The following is a 26835-nucleotide window of genomic DNA, read 5'->3' on the forward strand; positions in this document are numbered from 1 at the left end:
ACTTCAAGGGCCCACTCGCATTTAGGGAAAAAAAGCCGCCATTCCCTTTTTATGAGGGAAAAGCGGCTTTCTTTGTTCTTAAGGAATTTATGAAATTAAGCATTGTTGACAACTCAAAAAAAATTATTGTAATCCAGCTCCACAAGGAAAGCTGCGGCAGCATAACATCGCACGAAGGAAAAGTGTTTTTCTTTTCCGAGGAGCGCCTAGCCCCTCGAGGTCTTAAGCCGGTTCCCTCCGGAGGGCAGGCCCGTCCTGCGGGCTCCGTCTTAAGCTTGTCGGGGCTGACCACTAAGGAAAGCTACTGAGAATGATCATCGCAGGGACAGGCGTTCTTTGCCTGTCGCGAAGGCGCTTGCGCATTTTGTTCTTAGTGGACGAGGTTATTGAGGATTTCTGCATGCTTCCGGTCCGTATCGAGAATGCCTTCAACCATTTTCCGGCTTTCAGGGTCAAGGTCCCCTTTGACGATTTCCTCGGACAGCTTGATTCCGTACACATCTTCTCCTTTTAAAGCCAGTTTGAGGATTCCCTCCGTGTCTTTTGGCATAATCATTTCACTCATGAATCCCTGGATTTTTCCGGCCAGTCCCTCATTGTTTTCCGGTAGCCCGCCGAGATCCTGGATGCGCTCGGCTACAATAGCCGCATGAAGGCGATGGTCCTGCTGAAAGCCCTGAAAAACCTTTTTGATTTCTGGATCCTCGAGCCTTTCGATGAGGTGCTCATAAGCGCGGATGCCCATATACTGCCCTTTTAAAAAAGCGTTCAGTTCCTTGATGACCGTTTCATTTTCCATATTGCGGACCCCCTTTTTCAATAGGGTTCGGAATAGGCGAAAATGTTATTCATTGAGAAAATGATATTTTTCATAGGCATGGATGAATTTATTTTCGGCGAGGAGCGGGACAGTTGAAAAAGCGTTAAGCCGGCTGCAATGGCTGACATCCGCTTCAAAACCCTTTGTGCGCAGCTCCCTTCCGCTCCCGCAGTCCCAAATAACCTCACTTAATCTGTCCTTTGCTGATTGAAATGCGCCAATGCAGACTTCTGCTTCTGGTGATTTCTCCCCGTCAAGAAGTGACAGGATTGCCCCGGCGCCGAGATAATCCTCGACTGAAGGCCGGAGGGTGTCTTCGTTTTCTTCAGGCTCGTTCCACTGCTCTCCGCAAGGCACGATGGTAATATCGGCTTTGATTTGCTCCCTGATTTTATTGGCGGCTTTTGCTGCAGCATCAGCGTTTAGGAGTGAGCCAATTAGCAAAGCCGGCACCTTATCTGCAATCCAGGTGCAGAATGCCCCATTTAACGAAGTCAGCACGAATTTTTTCCCTTCATGTGAGGAATTAAAGGAAACCGGTGACAGTGTCGCTTTTCCAAGCTTCGCCGCTTCAGACCTGCCAAGTATGTACTCCCCGCCAATTTCCGCCGCATATGCCTGTCCATTGAGATGCGGAGGGTACGGGTAAATTTCGCACCCGGCATGCAATGCGGTTGCAACTGTTGATGAGAAGCTGAGGACATCGACAATGATGACGATATCACCGCGCCCCGCCGCTTCCCTGGCTCCCCTTCTCCCCCATTCCACCCTGACCGGATATGGTTCCTGGTCAAACATAATCGCACTTCCTTTCATTTATTCCCTGTTCCATTTCGCCAATGCTTTTTGAATGCAACAGAAGATACGTCCCCCGCCTCATTTTTCCACGTATTGGGATTGAAGATACTATTAATTTAAAATAGAATAATAGAAATAGATAGCAAATATAGGAGAATTTTTGAACGGGTGGGGGAGAATTTGTACGAATTAAAATTGCGGTCGATTATGAGAATGGTTAAGAGTGACAATCCGCAAAAGAGGTATGAGGGGCTCGACAAGCTTTATGAATACAGGCAGATGGAGAATCTTGAAGTACAGGTAGATGTACTGCGTGACATGATTATCACAGCAGCGGGGACATTCCCGGAGCCGGTTGATAAGTGGGACAACCCTTCCTATTACTTGACGGATTTTGTCTGCAATTTTTCAATCGAGGAGGTCGTTGTCTGCCTGACCAAGCATTTTGACGGGCTGAGCCTTGCCGCGAAAGAAAGGGCAATTGAATACTTGCTCGGCACCGAAGACGAGGAAGTGTTCAACTTTCTCGAAGAAAAGATCGTTAGGCTCATAAATGGAACAGAGGCCTTCATGATTCCGGTTGGCGAAATTTCTACTTTTCCTGTCTTGGCAAGGGATATCCTTGACAGAACACTTGATAAGCTCGATTCGGAGCATTATAAATTCATGCTGTACGATTTGCTGCTTTCCGTCAATGCTGCGGATGTGGATAAAGGCTTCAAAAAACACACTGTCCTTCCCCTCCTGCTTGAAGATTACCGGTCTGCAAAAGAGCTTTACATAAATTTCGACAAGGATTACTCGGTGAAGTTCGTGTATACAGCCTGGAAGGACAATTATTTTTACATAAGGAGCCGAATGAGGCTTTTCATCAAACTGATGAATTATTATTTCTCCGCGGAGTCCGAAAAGGAGCTTCTTGAAGCATTGACCTTTCGTGACCCGTTCATTAAAACAGAAGCGATGCTTGTTTGCCTCGCCAAAAATCTTCCGGTCGATAAATCCATTATTGCCGAGTGTGCGAAAAATATCGAAAGTGCGGAAATGGCGTATTGGGAGCTTAAGGAATTGGACCTGGAGCATCTGTACCCGATTAAGGAAGGAAAACAGCCGCATTTGGCGAAAACAAGGCTGTTTACGACCATTGTCAACCTTCCCGAGGATGAAGATGGCGTGGCACATTTTCCGGAAAAGATAAGAATCATCGACAAGCTGGAAACGGAGAATTACTATGGCCAGCCTATCCGGTTTTATTTGATGGGATTTTCCGAACTCGACAGGGAGTTTGTCGGCTGGGCAGGCGCCTACGCGCTTGAGGATGGCGATGATACGGCCCATCTTTGGGATGGCACATATACAGACTTTGAAGATTTGGATTCCTTGACGATTGAAGGGCACAAGGAAGCATTTTTCAAAAGGCGTGAAGAGGTGCAGTCCGAAGTCGAAAACAGTATCTTTTACGAAAGCAAACCGGGGGTCAGCAAAGGCATGTGGTTTTTCTACGGGCTTTTGATCATGCACTGGATCCGGAACGCGCTCAATGGATTCCAGGGCCCATTGTGGCCATCGCTCTTGTTCACGCTTGCCGGCGTTGCCCTGACCATATCCGAGCTGAAAAGAAATAAAACAAAAAGCATTTCAATCGTCGGGCATGAGCTCATCCTCCAGGATGGGAAGAAACGCGAGGGCATTCTGCTCCATGAAATCAAGCGGGTCGAATATACGAAAAGGCACGTTCTTGTTTATGGACAGGAAGGCAAACCTGCGATGAAATTCCCGCTTTCCTGGGTCCGCTATGAAGTGTTTTACTACCGCTTGAAGGAACTTACCGGGCATTTGAAACAGGCGCCCTTTATCAAGCCATAGCCAACATCCGCCGGAGGACGACCGGCGGATATTCTTTTCCCCTTTTTTCGGAAAAAAGAACATGGTACTCTGTTAGTATCGAGAATATCGATTTAGAAAAATCGGTTTTATACATAAAGGAGGCCGGGACTTGGATTTCCATCAACTGTTTGTTTTTACAAAAGTAGTTGAACATAAAAGCTTTTCGAAAGCGGCGGAAGAAATTTTCCTAAGCCAATCAACCGTCTCTTCCCATATCCAGTCGCTTGAAAAGATGCTGGATGTAAAGCTGTTCGACAGGGTCGGGCGGGAAAACATCCTGACGCCACATGGGGAACGCCTGTACAAATGGGCACAAAAGCTCCTTCTTTTAAAAGACGAAGCACTCTTGGATTTGAATCGTGGAATGGCTGAATTTCGCGGCACCATCCGAATGGCGGCAAGCTCCGTGCCTGGCCAATTTCTCGTCCCGAAAATGATCAAGGAATTCCGCGCTGAATACCCGGCAGCGACCTTTAATATTTCGGAATATCCTTCAAGGGCCGTAGCGGACAAAGTTCTCGGTGGATCAGTGGATGTCGGTTTGCTCGGGGAAAAATATGAGAACGAAAAATTGCGGTATCTCCCTTTATTAAAAGAGAAACTTGTCCTCGTGACTCCGGCTGACGTTACGTTTTCCGGCCCGGTGAAGATTGAAGAGATAAAAAGCCAGCCATTTGTGATGCGGCATTCCGACTCAGGGACGAACTCGATGCTGGAACGTTTTTTAAAAAAGGCAGGTATACCGAAAGAACAATTGACGATCATTGCGTATACCGATTCCGGGCAGAGCCTCATCCAGTTTGTCAGGCAAGGGATTGGATTCGCAATCATGTCGGAAATAGCGGCGCGTGACTATGCTGGCCACAGCATGGTCAATATGTATGAAATTGAAGGTTTTCAAGATGAACGCTATTTCTATCTTGTTTACAACGTAAGCAAAACCTTGCCGCTTATCTCAAAGCTTTTTGTCGGCTATGCCGAAAGTTGGCAGGACTAATCAGCAGCGACAGCGAATAATGATAAGTGTTTTTTCAAAAGGCAAGGGGGATTGTGATGCTGACAGACAAACAAATGAAAGAGATTAAAGAATTGCAGGCCGTTTGTGAGCGGGATGGCGGGTTCGAGCTGAAACTGAATTGGGATATGCTCGAAGCTAGAAAAGAAGGCAGGCCGGATGATTTTTTCCATTATGAACACAATCAGCTTGTTGGATTCGTCGGCCTATACGGGTTCGGCAACAAAGTTGAATTGTGCGGAATGGTTCATCCGGGCTGGCGCAGAAAAGGAATTTTTACCAGGCTGTTGAAAGAAGCGATTGATGAAGCGAAAAACCGTGGCACAAGGCAGATTCTCCTGAATGCGCCGGCAGCCTCCGAGTCGGCGAAGTGCTTTCTCGAAACTGTTCCAAACCGCTACTATGTGACTGAATACCAGATGAAATGGGACGGAACCGCACCTCCTCCAAATGAAGGCGTTACAATAAGGCATTCAACCGAGCGAGACAATCCTCTCGAAATTCGCCTGGAAGTAGAGTGCTTCGGGTTTCATGAACAGGAAGCAGCTGCGTATCATCTCGAATTGAAGGATAGCAGCAATGAGAATTTCTATATCGTCGAAGCGAATGGGGAGCCTGTCGGTAAAATGCGTGTTGACCACCCGAATGGTGAAGCGTGGATTTACGGCTTTGCAATTTTGCCGGAATACCAGGGAAAAGGGATTGGAAGAAAGGCGCTTTCGTGGATTATCGCTGAAGAAGACAAGGTAGGCCGGCCGCTGTTTTTGGAAGTAGAAGCGAAAAATGCCCATGCACTGAGGCTCTATGAATCGTGCGGATTCAAATCTTACCACGCTCAGGATTATTATGAATATGTATTGTAATAGGAAAGGCGACCTTTACCAGGCCGCCTTTTTATGATTTTTTCCAATAATCCTCCATTAGCTCGGATGCCCAGCGAGGCTGCCTGATTTCTTCTGTCGGCAAAAATTCCTTCATGACAGGCTTAATATCGATGACCGGCGTGCCGTCAATGGCATCCAGTCCGGCCACCACCAGCTTGTTTCCTTCCCTTTTCAGGAGGCGGACAATTGTTGCGCCAATCCTGTTCGGCCGATTCTTGCCGCGCTGCGCGAAAATCCCGGTTACAGGCCAATCCGGATTGTTTCGCGGCCTTCTTGCACAGTATTCGATTTTATCCTCGGGGAGGAGATGGAACAGGAATAAAATCTCCAGATGGGAAAATCCTTCGATCCCCTCCAGGCATTTGCCGTCCAGAATTTCGTTCATTTCAATTTCCGAAATGACATCCCCCCAATAATCGTCCTTTGCTTCTTTGCGATTGTTGCAAACCCTGCCCACTGGCTTGACTGTAAACATGCCTTCTCCTCCATTCGCATTTTTTAAAATAAAGTTTAACCAAATCTTTAGTGCTAAAAAACAGCTGGCTGCCTATTTGGCGCGTATTTTTTTCATTCCAAAAAGTATAATGGCGCCGGCAAGCACAAATAAAGCAATTGGGACCAAATACCGCTTCAAGCCAGGGGTATCTTTTAAATCCCGCTCCGAAGCAGATTTGGTGGAAAACCCACTCTCCACATTTGATGCGGCCTTTTCATGCTCTTTTACATACTTCTCAAAAAACAGTCGTCTATCTTGATCCTCAATATGAACTTTTCCATTTTTCAATTGGATCATTCCATTAGGCCCGCCAACTGGAACCATAAACTCGTCTCCCGCATTCTCGAGGAAAAGCAGGAATGTTCCACCCTGCTGCTGAAATTCCTTGACCCATCCAAAATCATACATATCCAGGCCAACCTTTAATGGTGTAGCAATGTTCGGGCCTTTATAAATCTCTTGTACATCAAAATCATACCCTTGAAAAATTTGGTGCTCCCCTTTAACCGGTTCGCTTGAAAAATCATATTTGCCAACAACAACACTTTCCGCCCTGCTAACTACTTCTTCCGGCTTGAGCATTACCCAGCTTGTTGCGTTAACCGCAAGTCCAAACCCAAAGACAAAAATGAATAAGAGGAAAACCATCCTACATTTCGGCATCGCTTGACCCCACCTTTCAATCGGCGCTTTATTCCATTTTATTACTCTTTCCCCGATTTGGAAAAGCTTTTAGCGACAATGAAATTTTTCTTGATTAGGAGATATTTCCTCTTTAAAACTCACTATTATTATGGTATATTATTTATGCTGTTTTTCTTAAATACGCGGGTGTGGCGGAATCGGCAGACGCGCTAGATTCAGGTTCTAGTGGGGGCAACCCCGTGGAGGTTCAAGTCCTCTCATCCGCATTTTTTCCTCTTTAAAAATTTGGTGGCATAGGTCGCAGGTTTAAATCCTGTCTCCCCGGCCATGAAAAATTTCTGCCTGCGGGTGTAGTTTAATGGCAGAACTCCAGCTTCCCAAGCTGACAGCGGGGGTTCGATTCCCCTCACCCGCTCCAACAACTTTATGGAGAAGTACCCAAGTGGTTCAAGGGGGCGCACTCGAAATGCGCTAGGGCGGGCGACCGTCGCGTGAGTTCGAATCTCATCTTCTCCTCTAACCGGCGCCTGTTTTTGCAGGTGCCTTTTTTTTTACCCAAAAACAGGACTGACTCTTTGGCCAGTCCTGTTTTTTATTAATTGCTTATTTCCCAAGGAAAGAGTTCAGCATCCACACATGTTTTTCAAGGCTTGCATGGATGGCCAGCAGCATGTCGCCGGTTGTTTCGTCCCCTGTTTCTGACGCAAGCTCCATTCCTTCCTTCAATTCGCCGATCAATGTAGTAAAATCGTTCACAATTGAGCCGACCATTTCGTTTGCGCTTTCCCCTCCATCCGCTTCCTTGACGGATGCCAGTTCAAGGCAATCCTTCATTGTCGCAACAGGTTTATCTCCCAAAGCAAGCAGCCGCTCGGCAAGCTCATCAATATGCGTTGCGGCTTCGTTATAAAGCTCCTCGAATTTTGCATGGAGCGTGAAAAATTCCGGTCCGGTTACGTACCAGTGGTAATTGTGAAGCTTGATGAACAGGACACTCCAGTTGGCTACCTGTTTATTTACGATGTTTGTTAACTCTTTACTCATGATTGTTCCTCCCTGCTTTATTATTCCCACTTGCCCGCATGTTCGGCTTGTTTAGGCAAAACGCAGCGGACAAAGCCCATTTCAGTTTACCCTCCTTCCACACTTTCAATCCTAACAAGGACAAATCATCCAGTCCTTTAGTGATTTTTTAAAAGTGAAAAAATTCATTTGACAAAACATGTAGTCCCTTTATATAATAAGTTTTGAAATTAGTTATCTCAAATTAAAAATACTTTAAACCAATACACTTTTAGGAGGAAAATAAAATGGCAAAAACAAAATGGGCAATTGATCCGGTTCACAGTGGCGTTGACTTTTCTGTAAGGCATATGATGATTGCAAATGTGAAAGGCAGCTTCCAAACGTTTGATGCTTCCATCGAAGCAGATCCAAACGATCTGACAAATGCGGATATTTCTTTCACAATTGATGCGGCAAGCATTGACACGAGGAATGAAGACCGTGACAACCACCTTCGTTCCGCTGATTTCTTCGATGTGGAAAACTCTCCGAAAATCACCTTTATATCCACAAACATCGTGAAAACGGATGAAGGCGAATACGATGTGACAGGCGACCTTACAATCCGTGGGGTGACACGCCCTGAAACTTTCGCAGTTGTTTACGAGGGTTCCGGAAAAGATCCATGGGGCAACGAAAAAGTCGGTTTCAGCGGTTCCGGAAGCATTAACCGCTCTGACTATGGCCTTACCTGGAATGCCGCACTTGAAACTGGCGGCGTGCTAGTTGGCGATAAAATTAAAATCACATTTGAAATCCAGGCTTCAAAAGCAGAATAACGCAGGCGCACGGGCAGATGTCCGTGCGTTTTTTTATGTTCGCTTTCTGGGCCTTTAAGCCCATTTTGAAGTACATACAGTGGATTATTCTTTAAATTTTGCTAAACTTTAGAGTATGAGTATTAACAGAGATATAGAGCAAAATGATTAGGGAGTTCGGTTGGAGGATTGTCTTATGAAAAAAATGATTGGTTACGGAATCGTGGCGATCTTCATCGTATCGCTGGCGGGATATTTTTATCTTCCGGACCAAGAGAAGGCTTCAATTTTTTCAAAAACAGAGAAAGCATTATCTTTTTTTAAAAAAGAAACTGCCATACGGACAAATGTGGATGCTACGAAAGTGCGGCGAAAATTTAACAAAAAGGAAATTCCCGAACAGCCAAAGCCAGTTGAAAAAATCAACCTGGATGTGCCGCTGTTAAACCAAATGACCGCCCCAAGGCTGTACAATGGGTGCGAGGTGACCAGTCTTGCGATGATCCTGGATTATAAAGGAATCGATGTTTCGAAAGGCGATTTGGCGAAAAAGGTGAAACGGGTTCCTTTCCGATATGAAAACGGGCAATACGGGAATCCTTATGCAGGTTTTGTCGGCAATATGGAGGTCGGACCCGGCCTTGGAGTGTACCATGGCCCGATTTTCGAACTGGCCAGGGAGTATGCCGGTACGCGGGCTGAAGACCTAACCGGAAAACCGTTCGATACGGTAATTGAAAAGCTTGCCGGTGGCTCGCCTGTCTGGGTCATTATCAATACGCTTTACGCACCCCTTGATGAAGCTAATTTTCAAACATGGGATACTCCCGAAGGCCAGGTAAAGATTACGTTTAAAATGCACAGTGTCGCGTTGACGGGTTTTGACGAGAACTATATTTACTTCAATGATCCTTACGGCACGAAGGACAGGAAGGCTGACAGGAGCAAGTTTAAAGAGGCTTGGGAACAACTGGGGAGCCAGGCAGTCGTGATTAATGATTAAAGATAAAAGTAGATGTTTTAAGACTAAACAGCTGGCTATAAGGCCTGCTGTTTTTTTATATTCTATTGAGGAGCAACGCATTACTGCAAAACCAGTCATATCCTTCACTGCCTGGCCATATACCTTTTTATAGAGTTTGCAAAAGTTTGACTTTTCATCCTTTGCTAGATTATAATTATTATAAATTTATAATCACTATCACTTGATACTTTTTACACTATGTTAATAATGTTAAAGGAGGCTAAATCATGGAAAATCAAAAAAAGCTTACGACGAGCTGGGGCGCGCCTGTGAGCGACAACCAAAATTCCATCACTGCCGGGCAGCGCGGCCCGACCCTCATCCAGGACGTCCATTTACTTGAAAAGTTGGCGCATTTTAACCGGGAGCGGGTTCCTGAACGGGTCGTCCATGCAAAAGGCGCGGGAGCACATGGCTATTTCGAAGTAACAAAAGATGTGAGCAAATTTACAAAAGCCAAGTTTCTATCGGGGGTAGGCAAACGCACGCCAATGTTCATCCGTTTCTCAACGGTGGCCGGTGAGCTTGGGTCAGCAGACACGGTCCGCGATCCGCGCGGCTTCGCTGTAAAATTCTATACCGAAGAAGGAAACTACGACCTCGTTGGAAACAACACACCCGTGTTTTTCATCCGTGACGCGATTAAGTTCCCTGACTTCATCCACACCCAGAAGCGTGATCCGAAAACGCATCTTAAGAACCCGAATGCGGTTTGGGATTTCTGGTCGCTCTCGCCGGAGTCTCTCCATCAAGTAACGATCCTGTTCTCCGACCGCGGCATACCGGCCACCTTCCGCCATATGCATGGTTTTGGGAGCCATACGTTCAAATGGGTGAACGACGCCGGGGAAGCCTATTGGGTGAAATACCACTTTAAAACAGAACAGGGAATCGCAAACCTCGCGGCTGAAACCGCCGCTGAAATTGCCGGTGCCAATCCCGATTATCACATTGAAGATTTGCATAATGCGATTGAGAAGGGCGATTATCCGGCTTGGAGGCTCTATGTGCAAATTATGCCGCTGGCGGATGCGGATACATACCGCTGGGATCCGTTCGACGTTACAAAGGTTTGGTCGCAAAAGGATTATCCTCTTCAGGAAGTCGGCCGGATGGTTCTGAACAAAAATCCGGAAAACTATTTTGCCGAAGTAGAACAGGCGACGTTCTCCCCGGGGAACTTTGTCCCGGGCATAGAAGCCTCGCCTGATAAAATGCTGCAGGGCCGTCTATTCGCCTATTCGGACGCCCACCGCTACCGTGTCGGCACAAACCACAACCTGCTGCCAATCAACCGCCCGCGCTCCGAAGTGAATCACTACCAGCGCGACGGGCAAATGAGGTTCGATAACAATGGCGGCGGATCGGTCTATTATGAGCCAAACAGCTTTAGCGGTCCAAAAGAGACACCGGAGAATAAGATTGCCCCATTTGAAGTTTCGGGATCCGCATCAAGCACCGCCTACGACCACGATGACCATTATACACAGGCGGGCGACCTGTACCGGCTCATGAGCGAGGAAGAAAGAGCCCGGCTTGTGGCAAACATTGTCGCGGCGATGAAGCCGGTTGAGCGCGATGACATTAAATTGCGCCAAATTGGCCATTTCCTGAAAGCAGACAAGGAATATGGAACCCGTGTCGCCGAAGGGCTTGGCCTGCCACTGCCAGTAGAAGCCTAAAGAATAACGAAAAGGAAACGTGCCTAATAAAAGCCCGTTTCCTTTTTTTGTTTAGCTCGTCATGCTGTTTCCTGTCACTGTCACTTCGACAGTTCGCTCTTTGCCATTCCGATAAATTTTCAGCTTCACTTTGTCGCCGGGTTTGGCGCCAGAGTACATGAAGCGCCTCAAATCCGCTGAATTCTCTACCTTTTTGCCGTTGATGGCAACGATGACATCCTGTTTTTGAAGGCCCGCTTTGTCGGCCCCGGAACCTGGCTGGACGAAGGTGACCATTGTTCCGGAATCGACCCCTTTAGGCAGGTCCTGCAGGAAGGCAGGATGGATTTCCTCAAAGTCGGCAAGGCTTACGCCAAGATACGGCCGTTCGACTTTGCCGTTTTTAATCATTTCGTTAACAATGGGAACAACATTATTGCTCGGAATCGCGAATCCAAGCCCTTCCACGCCGCTTTCAGAGATTTTCAAAGAATTAATGCCGACTAATTGCCCGGCTGTATTAATCAACGCGCCGCCAGAGTTGCCAGGGTTGATGGCCGCGTCTGTCTGAATGACGTCAAGCTTCCATTCGCCAGCCGATGTGTTTACATCAATGCTGCGGTTAATCGCGCTGACAATTCCCCGTGTGACGGTCCGTGAGAGGTCCTGCCCGAGAGGGTTCCCGATGGCAAACACTTCATCCCCTGGACGCAGGGTGGAAGAGTCTGCGAACTCAAGGGTTTGGTCAACATACTTGGCATCGACTTTTATAACGGCGAGGTCTGTCAGGGCATCGGCGCCAACAACCTTGGCTGTTGCCTTCTCTCCGTCATAGAATGAGACTTCCAGTTTTTCTGCATCTTCAATTACGTGGTTATTTGTGACGATATAAGCGGTGTTCCCATCCTTTTTAAAAATGACGCCTGAACCCGATCCGCGCTCGACAATACCCTGGGCATCATTGAAAGGATTGTTTTGCGGCTGGAAATTGACAATGCCAACGATTGCTTTGGATGCTTTTTCAACCATATCGGCGACCGATCCTGTTGCAGCACGCGAAGCGGTTGAAGCGGGAACGAGATTGGCGGTAGGGCTGCCGGAGTTTTCCGCCTGTGTTGGAGCTTGGTTATCAAGCCCCAAGTTTGAACCGATATCTGTATAATTGACTGCCGCTAGGGTCAGGGCGGAACCAATGACACCAGCGCTAATGGTAGATAGAAAGCTTTTCATTTTTCCGGATTTGGACGGCTTTTTCTCAGGTCCCGGCTGCGGCTGGATTTGCGGATAGTCCTGGTAAAAATCACTCATTGTGCTAACCTCCTAGTATATTCCTTTTATCTGTTACTATCTTATCCGGAAAAGATGAACAAAATATGAACAAACTGAGGCAAGGCTTTTAAAAATATGGGAAAATACAGGAATTTTATTATTTGAAGGAGTTTTCTACAGGAGTGCAGGTTGAAACTTGTTGCATCGAAGCTCTGAGCAGCCTGATTCGGACACGCGGCCGTTTGAAACGCGGATTGCTGTCCGAATCCTGCCATTTTTGGACAGCTATATCCATTCATTCAAAAAAGCCGCGTAAATCTTCCACGCGGCTTTAAACTTCTTTCACATATGGGATTTTGATTATGAATTTCGTTCCTGCCCCTTTTTCACTGGTAACACTGATTTCCCCGTCATGGAGCTGGACGAGCTGTTTTACAATAGATAGGCCGAGGCCAAATGCGCCGTACGGATTGCTCGTCCGGGAAAGATCAGCTTTGTAAAAGCGCCGCCAAATCTTTTCGACTTCCTCCGGATCGATGCCGATGCCGGTATCGGAAATTTCAATAACGGTCGCCCCGCCTTCCATATAGCCTGTTAGGGTGATCAGGCCATTCTCGGTGAATTGGATGCTATTTTTCGTAATGTTGATTAGAATTTGCAGGAGCCTGTCATAATCCGCCCAAATCATTGTCTCATCACTTACATGGACAGCAATTTCATTTCCGCGTTCTTCAGCCTGCAAGTCGAGCTGCTCCTTGATTATTTCAAAAACCTCGGACAGCTGGATATCCTCCCTTGAAAGGACGACCTGGTTCGAACGGATTTTCTCGTAATCGAGGTTTTCGTTCACGAGCCGGATGAGGCGCTTTGATTCCTTGCTGACGAGGTCGATGCCCTTTTCCTTCTCGGCTTCGGGTATCATGCCGCTGCGAAGGCCCTCGATAATGCCGCTTATTGTCGTAAGCGGGGTGCGCATTTCATGCGAAACATCCGCCATAAACTGCCGCCGCCTGTTTTCAAGGCTTTCAATTTCCTCCATCGACTCATTGATCTTATTGACCATCTGGTTGAAATCGGTTGACAGTTCGCCGATTTCATCAAAATTGGATGAATGCACACGGACAGTGTAATCCCCGGCCGCCACCGCGGAAGCAGCCTTCTGGATGCGCTTGATCCGGATAACATGGATTCTTGAAAGGATCCAGCTTAGCAAAAAAGAGACCCCGAGCGCAATGAGGACCGTATAGAGCAAGTACTCATTGATGCCGCTGATCATTTCCCGCGGCCCCTTTACCGGAGAAATCAAAAGGACGCCGCCAACGAATTCCCCGCGAACATTATAGGGAATCGTCACAATTGAAACGTTCTGGTTGTAGCGCTCCAAATCCGATTTAATGACAACCGGCTCGCCGGCGTGCAGCTTATTCCAGTCCGACCTCGTCAATGCGATGGCCGGGCCCCTCCAGGCAATCGGGTTCAACAGTGTAACCGTCGTCCCATCCACACGGAAAACGCTGAACTGGATATCGCGGCCAAACAGCACCCGCGCGTATTGGTTAATGACCGAGTCGGCCTCCCTTGGGTTGGCGCTGCTCCATTCGAGGTCTGACAAAATATTTTGCCCGTATTCCACGAGTTCGTCGGTCTTGCTCTGATACACAAGGTTCTCGACGTAATGGGTAAACAGCAGGCTCAGGACGAGGAAGGCAACGACCAGCACCCCGATATGGCTGAACAGCTGCTGGTAAAAATACTTAATCCTCATGGGCCTCCACCGTCTCATCAAACTTGTAGCCGACTCCCCACACGGTATGGAAAAATGGCTGTGCGGCCGTGCCAACTTTTTTCCGAAGCCGTTTAATATGGACATCGACCGTCCGCTCGTCCCCGTAAAACTGATAGCCCCAAACCCGTTCAAGCAACTGTTCCCTCGTAAAGACCTGCCTCGGGTTGGACGCAAGATGCGAAAGAAGATCGAATTCCTTCGGCGTCAGGTTTGTAATCGCCGTCCCGTCAAGCAGCACTTCCCTTGTATCCTTATTTATTCGGAAATGCTTTGTTGAAATAATGTGCCCCGGTTCCGCCCCCGCGTCGCCCGCCTTCTGGTACCTCCGGGCAACTGCCTTGATCCTCGCCATCAGGGCGAGCGGGCTGAACGGTTTTGTCACATAGTCGTCAGCGCCCATTTCAAGGCCCAGCACCTGGTCCGATTCGCTGTCTTTCGCAGTCAGCATAATAATCGGAATTTCGCTCTTTTCCTGCCTGATTTTCCGGCAAAGGGTGACGCCATCCATGCCGGGAAGCATCCAGTCGACAATCAGCAAATCCCATCCGCCTTCTTTGTAGCGGTTATAGCCATCCAGTCCATTGTGGACGAACTCGCCTTCAATGCTTTCTTTTAAAAAGAACATTCCTATCATTTCACAAACGCTTTCATTGTCTTCTATTACAAGAATCCTCATACTCCTTCACCTCCAGAAGCGGACATCCGTTAGTACAAAAGTAAATCTTCTTGGGCCCGGAATCAACTTGTATGCGTAATTTTACAGAAATCTTCACGGTTTGGAAACAGTTTGTTCATACTGTTGAGGCGTTGCTACCGTGTTAGTATGCACTTATCCACCTGTGCAGGGGGATTTTTCTGAAAGATTGGCAATCCGCGTGTTTTTGGAAAAGAAAAGCACCCAGGCATTGAATCCTGGATGCTGCAAATGGTTACCACATATTCGCGTATAGCTGGTTTCCTTGTTTGTAAACACGGATAAACTCGTTTTTATCTTCGAAAGGCGTGCCTGTATCGACAACTGCCTTTATCGTTTCGTACGAGATTTTGTACCCCTTCGCCGAGAGCAAATCGGCCAGGAGCTTCGCTTGCCCGGTTGTCGTACCGATTGAGCCCGTGCTCATTGACAGGATCTTTGCTTTGTCCTTGACGATGATTCCCACATCGGAATGAGGAATGTAGTAAAGCCTTCCGCCATGCTGTTTGGCCACCGAAGCTTCCGGCTCGAAATCTGGCCCTTCCCCGAGTTCAAAGACGGTCCCGTCACCGGAGGTAAACGTTTTTGCTTCTTCCTCGGCCTTTTTCCTGGCCAGTTCTTCCCGCTCCGCAGCTGCCGTGTAGTACGCAGTCGCGGCTTTTTCGAGCTCCTCGGTCAATTCTTCCCTAGCTGTTTCATTCGTGAGGTCGTCAATCATTTTTTTCGCTTCGTCGACTTTTTTGTCAAACGCTGCCCTGCCTGTCTTTTCATCTACAGACATATCGACTACCGCCTGGACAGTCTGTTCGGCTGTAGTGAACATATTGATGATTCCCTCGAGCTTCTCAACTCTCTGTACGTATCTGTCCGCGAAAAGGGAGGAATAAGGTGCCTCAAGGCTTTTGAACTTGCTGTTCTCCTCTATCGTGTCTTCCTTCAGCTGCGGCAATTCCGATAGAAGCTCGGGCGCGAGCGGATTTTCTGCTGCAAGCTTTTCCGCCTCTTTAATCCGCACATAGAGCGGTGCGGCTATATCAGCGCCTTTATTGTATTCCTGGATTTCCTGAATTTTCGGTTCCACTGTTTCTTTCAACACTTTGCCAAGCTTCTTTTTCGCGTCTTCCGATGCATGTTCAAGATCGGCTTTCGCAATCGCTGCCTTTGCTTCTACGGTTAAAATTTTGTCTCCATCAATTTTTTTAAACTCACCGGTTTCTTCGCCGGCGTTGATGTATTTTTTCATTTCCTTATATAGGTCGGCTGCAGAGGCTTTGGCCTCCTCTACCGAATCTTCAGCTTTTTTGTCTTTATTCGCTCCATACACCGCATAACCACCGGCTGTTATCGCCAAAACAAGCACTGCGACCATAACCGAAACTATCTTTCTGTTCAAAACTCCCCCTCCTTACTCTGTTATTTTGGCATACAATCGGTCCGAATTCTAGATACAAATTATCTATCTTGGCCATTATGTGGCCCTTTATTCGACAAAAGTTGCTACTTTTTTCACAAAAACGTGCAAATCTTTCCCAGCAGGCAGGGAAGCTGGTGTTTCTTTCGTACTCCAGTACTGGGGAAAATTAGGTGACGGCGTAAGCAATAGGGCTCCCGAAACCAGCGGCCCGGGTGGCCAATTTTTCAAAAAAAAGGCTTTTAAAAGAGAGGTTTGCCCGATGAATTACCAGTGATTCCCTAATTATCACCCAGACATATTTTGGTATAATGGGGATAAGGAAATTTAAGTGAATAATGGAAGGGGAGCATGATCGATAGCGAAGTATATCCTCCTGGTTGCCGTCATCGTTGTGGGAAGTATTGCCGGCTGGCTTTATTATCCCCACTATCAGATTAGCCAATTGAAGAAACAGTCGCTGGAGGTTTCCAGCCAGGGGAGCTCCCCTACGTATATTGATTATTATTCGGAGTATCCGAAGAATTCGTTGTACCATCTTGCCCTTGGGGATTCGATTATTCGCGGGGTTGGCGCTGGGCAGGACCAGAATCTTGTCTACCAGTTTTCCGAGGAGCTTGGGAGGCTGACGCAAAAGGAAGTCGATTTCCGGAATGAAGGGGTCAGCGGGATGACGAGCGGCGAGTTGAAGCAGCTTGTTGATTCCAGGAAATATGACGACGAGATTAAGCGGGCGGATATTATTACGGTGAATATTGGCGGAAATGATGTCCTGAGGGCGGCGAAGAAGACGGATTTCCAGTCTGCTTTCAAGGCGTTCGATTCGATTCAGGAGTCCTTTTCGAAAAATTTGGCCGACATTGCGGCGAGGATTACGGAGATGAATCCGAAGGCAACGATTGTGTTCCTTGAATTGTACAATCCGATTAATCCCGATGCGGCGTATTATGGAATGGCCGATACGCTTTTGCCAAAGTGGAATTTGAACATTTACAGGACGGCGAAGGACATCCCGACAGCGATTGTCGTGGAGACGTCGAAGGTCATTAACGGAAAGAATTTGCAAAATCTTTCCCCGGATGGCGTGCATCCGAATTCGCTTGGCTATAAGGCGATTGCTTCGCAAATCATTTTCCAATTGAGGACGAGCATGAAAAAGGCTTCGGTTTAATGGTTCCTGGATTAGATTTACATTGAATATTTCACGCGAACGTTGTATGATACTACTATCAAGGCTGCGTTGTTCGTACTCATAATAAAGTTTTAACCTTTAAGCTGTTATAGGGAGTTTTTGAACGAAGCCGGAATGACATGCCTCCGCCTAGACGGCAAGGGGGACAGGCAGGAACGCTTCTGGAGACACCCACTTTGAGGAGTGGTGGTTTAAAACTTTCTTATATTACCTACGGCAAATGCGGCTTTTTCCCTTTTAACATTTTGACCGGTTCCCGGATGGGGCCGGTTTTTTGGTGTCTCCAAAAAAAGACCCTGCGCTTTGAAAACGGGGTCTTCCTTGTTTTTCTTTGTTAAACTTTGCTGTTGATTTCCACTCCGGGCACACGCTTTCCGCGGGGCGAAGCAGCTACCTGTATCAACCTCTCGAGAAACATCTGTGAATTGGCTCCGTGCAGCTTTGCGACGAGCTGAAGATTCTCTTCCTCGAATATTCTATGGCGCAGGAGCTTCTTTTGTGGAGCCTCCTCGGCGCTAGCGCCTGTTTGTCCAGCTACACAAGGAAGGCTTCGGCAGCATAGGCATCGCACGAAGGAAAAGCGATAGCTTTTTCGAGGAGCGCCTAGCCCCTCGAGGTCGCTTCGGTCCTTCAGCGCTTGTCGGGGCTGACCGAGGCGCTTCCGCTTTTCTAGGGGTCTCCACCTGCCGCTGCATCCCGCCGGAGTCGGTGCCCTCCGCTCCAATCAATGTATAGATAACATTCGACACCGTTATTTAGCCTCGCCTTTTTCAAAACCTGCCTGACCTTAGGATTGAATAGAGGATCCAGAGGAACATGAGGAACGCGACCGCGAAGCCGATTTCAAGGGCGTGGACGCTTGTCAGGAATGTATCCGTCCCAAAAGTCGCGCCAATGATAAGCCCGAGGACGACGATGCTGAAGGCGAGCAAGGTCAGGCTGAACGATACCCGGTTTGAAATCCTGTCGATTTTGTTAAAAATCGAATCGATTTGCGAGAGGCTGATTTTCAGCTTCAGCTCCCCATCTGCGGCCTGTTCGAGAACTTCGTCGACGCGGCCGGGAAGCTTCGTAATTGTTTCCGAAATATCCTCCGCGTCTTTTAGGAGCCTTTTTCCTATATTAAATGGATTATAGCGCTCCATGACCAGTTCCTCGGCGTATGGCCTGGCCAGCTGGATCAGGTTCAGCTCCGGGTCGATTCCTGAGATGATTCCCTCGACAGTGATCAGTGCTTTTCCGAGCATCGTCAACTCGGTCGGTACGATAATCCGGTGTTCCTGTGCGGTGGAAAGCAAATCCTTGACTGTCATCCCGAGGTCCATTTCCCCGATTGGAACTCGGCTTACCGTTTTGCTGATCCGATCGACATCATCGTAAAATTCCTTTTCATCCACATCTGATGGTACATCGGAAAATCGGTAAAGAGCTTTGACGATCATATCGGTGTCCTCGCGCATCAGGCCGATCATCATTGAAGCCGTCTCATAGCGCATCCTGCCCGAAAGCCTGCCAACCTGCCCAAAGTCGATAAACGCGAGCTGGCCAGTTCCCTCGATATAAAGCATGTTTCCCGGATGCGGATCGCCGTGGAAAAACCCTTCCCGCAAAATCTGGGTAACGAACGCCTGGACAAGAAGATCGGCGAGCTCCCTCCGCTTTTTCTTGTCCGCCACCTTCAGATTCACGTCGGTTATCTTGATCCCGTCGATTCTTTCCATTGTTAAAATATGCGAAGTCGTGTAATCCCAGAAGATTTCCGGAACTTTGATTTTTTCGTTGTCTTCAAATTGAAGCGCGATTGTTTCTGTATTGCGGGCTTCCTCTATATAATCGAGTTCCTTCCTGATTGAATTGCTTAGTTCTTCGGTGATTTCCGATACTTTGTACTGCTCGGCCCACTCATAATTTTGCTCAAGGAGCCTTGCCATGTCCCGCAGGATTTCAAGGTCGGTATGGATTGTCTTCCTTATGCCGGGCCGCTGTACTTTAACCATGACTTTTTCGCCTGTCCACAAAACGGCTTCATGGACCTGGCCAATTGATGCGGCCGCTGCATAGTCTTCATTAAAGGAATGGAAGATTTCTTCCGGCGGCTTGCCAAGTTCGTTTGTAAGCTTCTCTTTAATTTCATCAATTGGGACTGGCGGGACATCGTCCTGAAGCGTCTCCAGCTCCCTGATTACATCGTCGGGCAAAAGGTCGCTCCTGATGCTTAGGAGCTGGCCAAGTTTAATGAACGTTGGGCCGAGCTCTTCCAGTAAGCCCTTGATCCTAACGCCCATTTCCTGGGTGTTTTCCTTTTTAAAATCGGCCTTAATCCGGTCCTTTAATGAAAGGAGCTTGCTAAGGCCGACCTCTTCGATTAAATATCCGAATCCGTATTTCCCCAGCAGGGAAAGGATTTCTTTGTATCTGTTTAAACGCCGCAGCTTATCTGTCAACATTCCATCACCAACTGTCAGTCATCTGTTCGGTCTGTATCAGGAGGAGTTTTTTGGCTGGCAGTGTCCGCCAGGTTTCCGGTGAAACCGGTTTGTTCCTCGGCGCCTGTCAACTGAATATCTTCCGGAACACCTTGAATGCCTGTGCCCGGCAGAGCATCGCCGAATCCTGAACCGGCAGAACTAAGGCCGCTTCCAGTATCCGCTGTACCGGAGGTTTTTCCGGACTGCTGGCTTTCCTTGCTGCGGAGTGCGGCAAGCTCTTTTTGTAAAAGAACAATCTGGGCCTGCAGCGTATCGAATTCATCCTTTGTTACGAAGCCCAGCTCTTTCAGCTGGCTTGTGATTGAGCTCCGGATATCCTGGTTCCAGCTCTCGCTTTTTTGCGCGCCTTTCCTGACTAGGTCATTGAACAGTGATTCCGCTTCATTTTTGCTCATCGTGCCCTGCTCGGCCATTTTCATAATCGTTTCTTCAAGCTTTTCCTTTCCGGCAATTGCCGCTCCAAGGCCTAGCAATAGTCCCCTGCTGAATAAATCGCTCATTCCCGTTTCATCCTCCTCTTCACTATGTGATTTCCTATTACCCTAAAAGGACAAATTTTACCCATGGTAATGGAAGAAAAATTCAATTATATAGTTTGAAATAATAATTGGGTTCTAAATGTGAACGAAGTGGTTGATTTCCGCTCCGGGCATTTCGCTTTCCGCGGGGCGTCAGTGGAGCCTCCTCGTCGCGTTGCTCCTGCGGGGTCTCCCCCTGCCGCTCAATCCCGCAGGACACTGAATGGCATCCTCGAATTTGCCCACGCACGAAGAAAATGCGTAGCATTTTCGAGGAGTCTACATGCCTGAGCTCCAATCAACCAGTCTCTCAAACCAAAGGGTGTAATTTTTAAGTTCAACCTATATAGATGGCAGAGGTTTGGATATTGTTGGACTTCCGGTGGTGCGCGTTACCCAGAATCCATTGCTCGTAATAAGTTTCTAAGAAGCAATTTTCCAAAAAGAATCGGCGTTTCAGATAGGAGTTGGCTTTTCCCTCTCAATGGCGCTATTACTCAACAAACACGTTTTATAAAAAAAGGGGCAGCTTACATTTTCCTATTTTAGAATAAGATAAGCAGTTTCTATAACCGCTCCCAAATGTTAAAATAACTAGTACGTTTGTCGATTGAATATATATCATTCTGTTTAGTAAGGGGGTATGATGATGCTAACGTTTATTTTGGTTGTCCTTATGTTGTTCCTGGTTCCCGGCCCGGCAGTCTTTATAACAATATCCCAGACTGTTAAAGGAGGAATCAAGACCGGGATTATTACCGGATTGGGGCTTGCCGTAGGGGACCTGATTCATACCGCCGCTGCCGTAGCAGGGTTGTCGGCAATCCTGATGACTTCCTCACTTGCGTTTGAGGTCGTCAAATACATGGGTTCGGCGTATTTGATTTACCTGGGTATCATGGCTTTCTTTGAAAGGTCAAAAAAGAAACCGAAGCCTGCAAAGCAAAACATGCTTCCAACCGGGGCGCCATCATTCCGCCAGGCGTTGCTTATTGAACTGCTGAATCCGAAAACATCTTTGTTCTTCCTGGCGTTTTTGCCGCAATTTGTCCGCACTGACGGCCCACCGGTTACAATCCAGCTATTGATACTTGGCCTGACCTTTGTTGCAATGGGGATTCTGTATACGACTTCCCTGGTGTTCCTGACGAGTTCCATTGGCAGCAAATTCTTCGCCAAACCCGGACCGGCAGCCAAGTGGATTGGGAAAGCTGTAGGGGTTGTCTATATTGGCCTTGGGCTTAAGCTCGCGTTACAGACGCAGGATTAGGCGCAGCATGAATCTTTATGAAAAAAATCCCCTTTCTCAGGGGATTTTTCTTTTGGAAAATAAGACATTTCAGCCTTTTGTTTTTAAGTAAATGACCTGGATATTGGACTTTGTTTTCGGCTTGCGGAATGCAAACCAGTAAGCCATCGCGATAAATACGGTTCCACCAACGGCGTTTCCCAAAAATACAGGAACAAAGTTGGCTATGTACTGGCTCCATGTAAAATATCCTTCGAAAATAGCTGCCGGGATGACAAACATGTTGGCTACAACGTGCTGGAATCCGATGGCAACAAACGTCATTGTCGGGAACCAGATGCCGGCAATTTTTCCGGCTATGTCCTTCGCGCCGTAGGAGAGCCAGACGGCCGCCGCAACGAGCCAGTTGCAGCCGACCCCGGAAACAAACGCTTCAAGGAATGTTGCCTCAAGCTTGTGGCCCGCGATTGTGACCGTTTTTTCGAGAAAAATTCCCGATGACGTGAGCCCGGCCAGATGCCCAAAGGCGTAGGCGACAAAAAGGGCGCCAACAAAGTTTGCTAGTGTGATTATCATCCAGTTTTGCAGGACGGCACGGACGGAAATTTTACCCGCGAACGCTGCAAGCGGAACAGCCATCATATTACCGGTCAGGAGCTCCCCGCCGGCTATGAGCGTAAGAACCAGGCCAATAGGAAAAACGGCAGCTCCAAGGAAGGTGCCGATTCCGGCAATATCGCCGGTAAGCGGCGCTGTGATCCGGATTGACAGCAAATAGCCGAACGCGATGAACGCCCCGGCCTGGAACCCAAGAATCATTGATGTTTTAAAGAAATAACCTGTTTTTTTGACGCCATTTTGAACTGCAATGTCCATGATTTCTTCCGGTTTGGAATAGGAGGAAGACATATGACCGCGACCCTTCACATTTTAATTGTGATTATATTCACAATCATTCTTCCTTCATTGTACACTATTTTTCACGGCACTATTGTGAACATTTTTTAAAATAAAAACCACGCATCTTCCTTCATGTTCCGTTTCGCTCAAGTAGGCCGTATTTCCGCTTGAACCTGCCAAGGCTTTTCACCCAGACATCGGCAAACAGCACAAGGAAAACTGCATTCGAGCATGCATGCAAGAAATCAAAAAACGCGCTGGCGCCGAAGTAGGCTGCAATTGAGGCTGGGGTCACTTCCCCTCCGGATTGGGCAAACGCAAGCAATCCCCACATATTCATAATCCAACCGAACAAGAACCCCCATGCCAAGCCGAAAGCTATTCTTCCCCATCTGTTATTCATCAGGCGGGTTTTCCGCAACAAGCCTGCCGTCAGCCCAACAAGCCCCCAGGCGGCCATTTGCCACGGTGTCCACGGCCCCTGTCCAAGAATCATGTTCGAAGCAAGGGCGGCGACCGCTCCAATTAAAAAGCCGCTTTCGGCACCGAACACGAGGCCGGACATGATAATCACAAATGTGGTTGGCTGGACCCCGGGTATACTTGCAAACGGAATTCTCCCCACCGCCGCGATGGCTGCCAGTACCGCTAGAAGCACCAATTCCCTCGCTTCAATTTTCCTCCGTTCAAACCTGACGAGCAAATAAATGAACGCCAAAGCGGCAAAGCCTACACTCGCCCACATAAATGCCTCCGCCTTTGCCGCGGCATAAAAAAGGAGTGCCAGCATGATTGCCGGCATTATGGCCAAAACAGCTTTTTTCCAATGCATCATGCTTGCCCCCTTCATTAGCAATCCTTTTTTCACTTTTAAAAACCACCAGCGGAAAATAGCCGCAGCTGGCAGATTACCCTTTTAGCGGTTTTGCCCCTGCCTGCCCATATTCCTGAACAGGCGCTGGGCCATTGTTGTGTAGAAGAAGTTGCCTTTAAAAAAGCTTTCAGGTAAATCTTCAGAAGTAATATTCCCCTCAAACAGCATGCCGCACCTCGTTGCATATGTGGCGGCGAACTCGATATCGTGTGTGGCCATTACAATCGACGAACCACTTTCCCTTACTTTTTGCAAAATAAGCCCGAGGTTCTTTTTCGAAATTGGGTCGAGTCCCTTTGTCGGTTCATCTAAAAGGAATACGTCCGGTTTCCTGAGAAGCAGGCAAAGAAAGGCAGCCTTTTGGATCTCGCCGCCGCTCAGGTCATATGGATGGCGGTGAAGAAGGCTCCCAAGCCTGAATTCCTTTACAAGCCGGTCAGCTTCCGCTCGTTCAGCGCCCCACTTTTGGCAAGCGGCGCCTATTTCGCCCTCGACGCTGTCGTGAAGGAAAAACAGCTTTGGATTTTGCGGCAAATAGGCAATTTTTCCGGCAAGCTCTTGTGCATTCCACTTTTTGAATGGTTTGCCTTCAAAGGATAACGTCCCTTCCGAAGGCTTTAGTACACCACACAGCAATTTAAGCAAGGTCGACTTTCCCGAGCCGTTTCCGCCCAGAAGCGCGTAAAGCTCCCCTCTTTTAAGTTCAAGCTTGAAATCTTCAATTACAGGGCGAGTCTTCTTTTCGTAGCTGTAGCCGACGTTTTTCGCGGAAAGGACGATCTCCTCCGATTGGATGGCTCTTCCCGCGTCAAGGTTTGTCCCGGCAGTGCGCGGGCCAAGCAGCTCAAGCATGCCCCTGCCTTCCTTTATGGAAAGCGGAAGACTGGGGAGCGGGGTTTCCTTTTCTTCCCGTAAAAATAAGGCAGGTATGGACGGGATAAACGCCGCTGCGTTTGTTCCCCAGAGCCTGCGCAAGACGAGCTGCGGCGGGCCTTCCTCGAAAATCTGCCCACCGTCGAGCATTACTACCCGGTCAGCAAGTGCAATGGCATCATCAAGGCGGTGCTCGGCAAGGATGATCGTCATTCCGATTTCTTCGTTCAAACGTTTCAGCATATCGAACAGTTCACGGGTGGCGACGGGATCGAGCTGGGAAGCGGGCTCATCAAGAAGAAGGATGTCCGGCTGCATCAGCAGGACGGAAGCAAGGTTCATTTGCTGCATGCGCCCGCCTGATAGCTCATGCATTTTTTTATGTAAAATCGTTTCTGCCCCAAAGAAGCTGACAATTTCGGCAACCCGGCTCCGTATCTCATTTGTTGGGAGGCCGCGGTTTTCAAGGCCAAAGACCATCTCATGGAGCGGATCATCGGCAACGATCTGATTTTCCGGGTCTTGAAACACAAAACCTGTATCGGCTGAACCAGAATCGCCTGCTCTTATCGTCCCCACAAGTGTTCCGTGGGGACGGATTTCTTTTTTAAAAAGGCGGAGAAGTGTGCTTTTCCCCGAGCCTGACGGGCCAAAGAGGACGATAAATTCACCTTGGCGGAATGATAGATCAATTGAGGAAAGCGCCGGACCTGGGGCTTCCGGATAGGTAAAGGTTACGTTGTTCAGTTCGATGTATGCCATCGGAAAGCCCCTTTCAGTTCAATAATCGCCGGGAAGCCTACAAAGCAGATAACGGCTGCCAGCAATCCCGTTTCCGCGCCGGACAGGCCCGCCCCCTCCATGATTGGATAAACAGCCAGCATGCCCCATCCTTTTATCCGGCCGTAAACCGCAAAACAAAAAGCGGAAACGAGCACACAAAACGACAGCCAGTCCTGTCTCCTGAAGCGGAAGTAATGGTAGGCTGACCTACGCCCCGTACCGTAGCCGCGCGCCTTCATGGAGTCCGCGGTCTGGATAGCCTCCTCAAGTGAAAAGACAAGCAGGGCCTGTATGTAAAGCATGCCGTTTTTGGCACGCTCCCTTACCGTGCCCGATGCCACAGTAATCCCTTTGCTTGCCTGGACGGCTGCTATTTCCCCGAGCCTTACGCGCATCAGCGGAATGAAACGGAGTGTCAGCATGAGGAGAACCGCGAACTGCGGCATTGTTTTTGAAAATAGAAACAGCAGTTTGTTCAGAGCCATAATTTCATTGTAGGAAACAAACAGGGCGATAATGCCCATGACGGAAAGCGAAGCCATGCCGCCTAGTATGACCGCCTCGAGCGTAATACGGTGGCTTCCCCATTCGAAAAGGATATGCCGTCCCCTTTCATTAAAAAGGGGATTCACAGCAAACAGAAGCAAGCCGCTCGTCAGTATAAAAAAAAGCCATCGCCTTAGATTTCTGCAGCGATCTTGGACAAAATTCACAAGCAATAGCAGTATAAAGCCGGCGAATAGAAAAACGGGATGCTGGAACATGAGAAGCATCGCCAGCGCCCCCGCATAGTAACCAAACGCTGTTAACGGATGGAGCCTGTTCATTCTTTTTTCAGGAAGTCTTCAGTGTAGACCCACTCAATCCTGTCACCTTTTGAGACTTTCGTAACACCGGCGCCTTTTTCAAGGTTCTTACCATTCTTTTTGGAAACCCAGCCGCTTCTTGAACCGTAATCAAGTTCATAGAAATTATCTATCCCGGCAACATAGGCGGTTGGGCCGCTTCCTGTGTAATCGATGTCAATCCCCTTTTTGCCCGCGGCCTTTAAGAGCACATCAAGCACTGTGTCTCCTTCCTTGATTTCAACTGCTGTTGCCCCAAGAATAATGCCGGTGTCGTCCGGGCCTTTAATTGAAATCGTTACCGTAGCGGCTGGGGCAGGTTTTTGGACCGGCTTGGCAGATGGCTGGCTGCTGCTGCTGGTTCCGGAAGAGCCCGTGCCGCCTGTGGAAGCGGTACTTCCCGAAGATGACGTACTTCCCGTGCTGGACGTGTTGCCCGAGGAAGCTGCGCTGCCTGGGGTGGACGCGCTGCTTGAAGAACTTGAACTGTTCTTGGATGCCGTACTTCCGGACGGAGCTGTACTGCTCGATCCAGCATTATTGGCTGAACCGGCCTTTCCGCTCCCCGCCACGTCCCCGTTTCCTTTGCCGGTGGAGGTTCCGGTGGCCGAAGATGCTTCGCCAGTGGTGCCAGGCACCGACGAGGCGGACGTGTTTTCTTTGGGAGTTTGGGTGTTCACTTCATTTCCTTGCGTCGTGGCAGTATCCGCTTGCTGGGAGGCGGATGAAGTTTTCCCGCTGTCCTTATCTTCGGTTTGTAAAACTGTTTCCGGTTTGTCTTGCTTTTGTTTCGTTTCCGACGGCTCAGGGGCTGTACCGCATCCTCCAAGCGCAAGGGCGGCTAGCAATGAAAAAGCGAGCAGCAGCCTTATGATGATTTTACGTCCCATTGCCATTCC

The 26835-nt window shown here is 48.4% G+C and carries 24 protein-coding genes, 3 tRNA genes and 1 other RNA gene; 12 read left to right on the top strand and 16 right to left on the bottom strand.

What is annotated here, in order from left to right:
• Positions 1–370: 370 nt before the first annotated feature.
• Both ADU24_RS15725 and ADU24_RS15730 read right to left on the bottom strand, forming a co-directional pair.
• The gene (locus ADU24_RS15725; RefSeq protein ID WP_053367504.1) at positions 371–799 is read right to left on the bottom strand and encodes a ferritin-like domain-containing protein; all 429 of its coding nucleotides are present in this window, start codon (positions 797–799) and stop codon (positions 371–373) included.
• Positions 800–844: 45 nt separating this feature from the next.
• On the bottom strand, positions 845–1618 hold the full coding sequence (locus ADU24_RS15730; protein ID WP_053367505.1) for a 2-phosphosulfolactate phosphatase: 774 nt from the start codon (positions 1616–1618) through the stop codon (positions 845–847).
• A gap of 180 nt (positions 1619–1798) precedes the next feature.
• On the opposite strand from ADU24_RS15730, the gene ADU24_RS15735 reads away from it, so the two are divergent.
• From ADU24_RS15735 to ADU24_RS15745, 3 genes are all read left to right on the top strand, one after another.
• Positions 1799–3484 carry a hypothetical protein gene (locus ADU24_RS15735; RefSeq protein WP_156324596.1) on the top strand — a complete coding sequence of 562 codons (1686 nt, stop codon included), beginning with the start codon at positions 1799–1801 and terminating at the stop codon, positions 3482–3484.
• 130 nt (positions 3485–3614) lie between these two features.
• Positions 3615–4502, top strand: coding sequence for a selenium metabolism-associated LysR family transcriptional regulator (locus ADU24_RS15740; protein ID WP_053367507.1), 888 nt, complete (start codon positions 3615–3617; stop codon positions 4500–4502).
• A 56-nt stretch (positions 4503–4558) separates the two neighbouring features.
• Entirely contained in the window at positions 4559–5383 is an 825-nt protein-coding gene (locus tag ADU24_RS15745; RefSeq protein ID WP_053367508.1) for a GNAT family N-acetyltransferase, read from the top strand.
• 31 nt (positions 5384–5414) lie between these two features.
• Here ADU24_RS15745 and ADU24_RS15750 read toward each other — a convergent pair whose 3' ends face one another.
• Together ADU24_RS15750 and ADU24_RS15755 are read right to left on the bottom strand one after the other, a co-directional pair.
• Positions 5415–5879, bottom strand: a complete 465-nt coding sequence (locus tag ADU24_RS15750) for an SAM-dependent methyltransferase (protein WP_053367509.1) — start codon at positions 5877–5879, stop codon at positions 5415–5417.
• Between the two features lie 72 nt (positions 5880–5951).
• Positions 5952–6563, bottom strand: coding sequence for a hypothetical protein (locus ADU24_RS15755; protein WP_053367510.1), 612 nt, complete (start codon positions 6561–6563; stop codon positions 5952–5954).
• 164 nt (positions 6564–6727) lie between these two features.
• Here ADU24_RS15755 and ADU24_RS15760 point away from each other — a divergent pair.
• The 3 genes from ADU24_RS15760 (at position 6728) to ADU24_RS15770 (ending at position 7061) form a co-directional block, all read left to right on the top strand.
• Positions 6728–6811: transfer RNA gene (locus tag ADU24_RS15760), tRNA-Leu, on the top strand.
• A 78-nt stretch (positions 6812–6889) separates the two neighbouring features.
• Positions 6890–6963: transfer RNA gene (locus ADU24_RS15765), tRNA-Gly, on the top strand.
• Positions 6964–6973: 10 nt separating this feature from the next.
• A tRNA-Ser gene (locus ADU24_RS15770) sits at positions 6974–7061 on the top strand.
• A gap of 87 nt (positions 7062–7148) precedes the next feature.
• Here the strand turns inward: ADU24_RS15770 and ADU24_RS15775 are convergent.
• Positions 7149–7589, bottom strand: a complete 441-nt coding sequence (locus ADU24_RS15775; protein ID WP_053367511.1) for a Dps family protein — start codon at positions 7587–7589, stop codon at positions 7149–7151.
• Between the two features lie 266 nt (positions 7590–7855).
• Between ADU24_RS15775 and ADU24_RS15780 the strand changes: the two genes are divergently transcribed.
• From ADU24_RS15780 to katA, 3 genes are all read left to right on the top strand, one after another.
• On the top strand, positions 7856–8389 hold the full coding sequence (locus ADU24_RS15780; RefSeq protein ID WP_053367512.1) for a YceI family protein: 534 nt from the start codon (positions 7856–7858) through the stop codon (positions 8387–8389).
• A gap of 175 nt (positions 8390–8564) precedes the next feature.
• Entirely contained in the window at positions 8565–9371 is an 807-nt protein-coding gene (locus ADU24_RS15785) for a C39 family peptidase (RefSeq protein ID WP_053367513.1), read from the top strand.
• Positions 9372–9619: 248 nt separating this feature from the next.
• Positions 9620–11074: a catalase KatA gene (gene katA / locus ADU24_RS15790; protein WP_053367514.1), complete on the top strand. Its 1455-nt coding sequence runs from the start codon at positions 9620–9622 to the stop codon at positions 11072–11074.
• Positions 11075–11125: 51 nt separating this feature from the next.
• Here katA and ADU24_RS15795 read toward each other — a convergent pair whose 3' ends face one another.
• The 4 genes from ADU24_RS15795 to ADU24_RS15810 form a co-directional block, all read right to left on the bottom strand.
• Positions 11126–12361, bottom strand: a complete 1236-nt coding sequence (locus ADU24_RS15795; RefSeq protein ID WP_053367515.1) for a S1C family serine protease — start codon at positions 12359–12361, stop codon at positions 11126–11128.
• Between the two features lie 292 nt (positions 12362–12653).
• The gene (locus ADU24_RS15800; protein ID WP_053367516.1) at positions 12654–14087 is read right to left on the bottom strand and encodes a sensor histidine kinase; all 1434 of its coding nucleotides are present in this window, start codon (positions 14085–14087) and stop codon (positions 12654–12656) included.
• Complete coding sequence (locus ADU24_RS15805; protein ID WP_053367517.1) at positions 14077–14784, bottom strand: response regulator transcription factor; 708 nt, start codon at positions 14782–14784, stop codon at positions 14077–14079. The genes ADU24_RS15800 and ADU24_RS15805 overlap by 11 nt, the downstream gene beginning before the upstream one ends.
• A 253-nt stretch (positions 14785–15037) precedes the next feature.
• Positions 15038–16195, bottom strand: a complete 1158-nt coding sequence (locus ADU24_RS15810) for a hypothetical protein (protein ID WP_053367518.1) — start codon at positions 16193–16195, stop codon at positions 15038–15040.
• Between the two features lie 412 nt (positions 16196–16607).
• Between ADU24_RS15810 and ADU24_RS15815 the strand changes: the two genes are divergently transcribed.
• Together ADU24_RS15815 and ssrS are read left to right on the top strand one after the other, a co-directional pair.
• Positions 16608–17384 (top strand): GDSL-type esterase/lipase family protein, encoded by a 777-nt coding sequence (locus ADU24_RS15815; RefSeq protein WP_053367519.1) that lies wholly within the window; start codon positions 16608–16610, stop codon positions 17382–17384.
• A gap of 58 nt (positions 17385–17442) precedes the next feature.
• Positions 17443–17638: non-coding RNA, 6S RNA (gene ssrS, locus ADU24_RS22680), on the top strand.
• A 537-nt stretch (positions 17639–18175) separates the two neighbouring features.
• Here the strand turns inward: ssrS and ADU24_RS15825 are convergent.
• Together ADU24_RS15825 and ADU24_RS15830 are read right to left on the bottom strand one after the other, a co-directional pair.
• Complete coding sequence (locus tag ADU24_RS15825; protein WP_053367521.1) at positions 18176–19849, bottom strand: ABC1 kinase family protein; 1674 nt, start codon at positions 19847–19849, stop codon at positions 18176–18178.
• A gap of 17 nt (positions 19850–19866) precedes the next feature.
• The gene (locus tag ADU24_RS15830; RefSeq protein ID WP_053367522.1) at positions 19867–20394 is read right to left on the bottom strand and encodes a phasin family protein; all 528 of its coding nucleotides are present in this window, start codon (positions 20392–20394) and stop codon (positions 19867–19869) included.
• A gap of 667 nt (positions 20395–21061) precedes the next feature.
• Between ADU24_RS15830 and ADU24_RS15835 the strand changes: the two genes are divergently transcribed.
• On the top strand, positions 21062–21682 hold the full coding sequence (locus ADU24_RS15835; RefSeq protein ID WP_082306943.1) for a LysE family translocator: 621 nt from the start codon (positions 21062–21064) through the stop codon (positions 21680–21682).
• Positions 21683–21751: 69 nt separating this feature from the next.
• Here ADU24_RS15835 and ADU24_RS15840 read toward each other — a convergent pair whose 3' ends face one another.
• The 5 genes from ADU24_RS15840 to ADU24_RS15860 all read right to left on the bottom strand — a co-directional run bounded on the left by ADU24_RS15840 (position 21752) and on the right by ADU24_RS15860 (position 26826).
• Positions 21752–22537 (bottom strand): formate/nitrite transporter family protein, encoded by a 786-nt coding sequence (locus tag ADU24_RS15840; RefSeq protein ID WP_231689626.1) that lies wholly within the window; start codon positions 22535–22537, stop codon positions 21752–21754.
• 154 nt (positions 22538–22691) lie between these two features.
• Positions 22692–23393 carry an ECF transporter S component gene (locus tag ADU24_RS15845; RefSeq protein ID WP_053367525.1) on the bottom strand — a complete coding sequence of 234 codons (702 nt, stop codon included), beginning with the start codon at positions 23391–23393 and terminating at the stop codon, positions 22692–22694.
• An 84-nt stretch (positions 23394–23477) separates the two neighbouring features.
• A complete protein-coding gene (locus ADU24_RS15850; RefSeq protein WP_053367526.1) occupies positions 23478–25070 on the bottom strand; it encodes an ABC transporter ATP-binding protein in 1593 nt (530 codons plus the stop codon).
• The gene (locus tag ADU24_RS15855) at positions 25052–25918 is read right to left on the bottom strand and encodes an energy-coupling factor transporter transmembrane component T (RefSeq protein WP_053367527.1); all 867 of its coding nucleotides are present in this window, start codon (positions 25916–25918) and stop codon (positions 25052–25054) included. The genes ADU24_RS15850 and ADU24_RS15855 overlap by 19 nt, the downstream gene beginning before the upstream one ends.
• Positions 25915–26826, bottom strand: coding sequence for a DUF4430 domain-containing protein (locus ADU24_RS15860; protein WP_053367528.1), 912 nt, complete (start codon positions 26824–26826; stop codon positions 25915–25917). Before ADU24_RS15860 ends, ADU24_RS15855 begins: the two co-directional genes overlap by 4 nt.
• Positions 26827–26835 lie beyond the last annotated feature (9 nt).

It is taken from the genome of Bacillus sp. FJAT-27245 (assembly GCF_001273955.1).
Taxonomy (GTDB): domain Bacteria; phylum Bacillota; class Bacilli; order Bacillales; family Cytobacillaceae; genus Bacillus_D.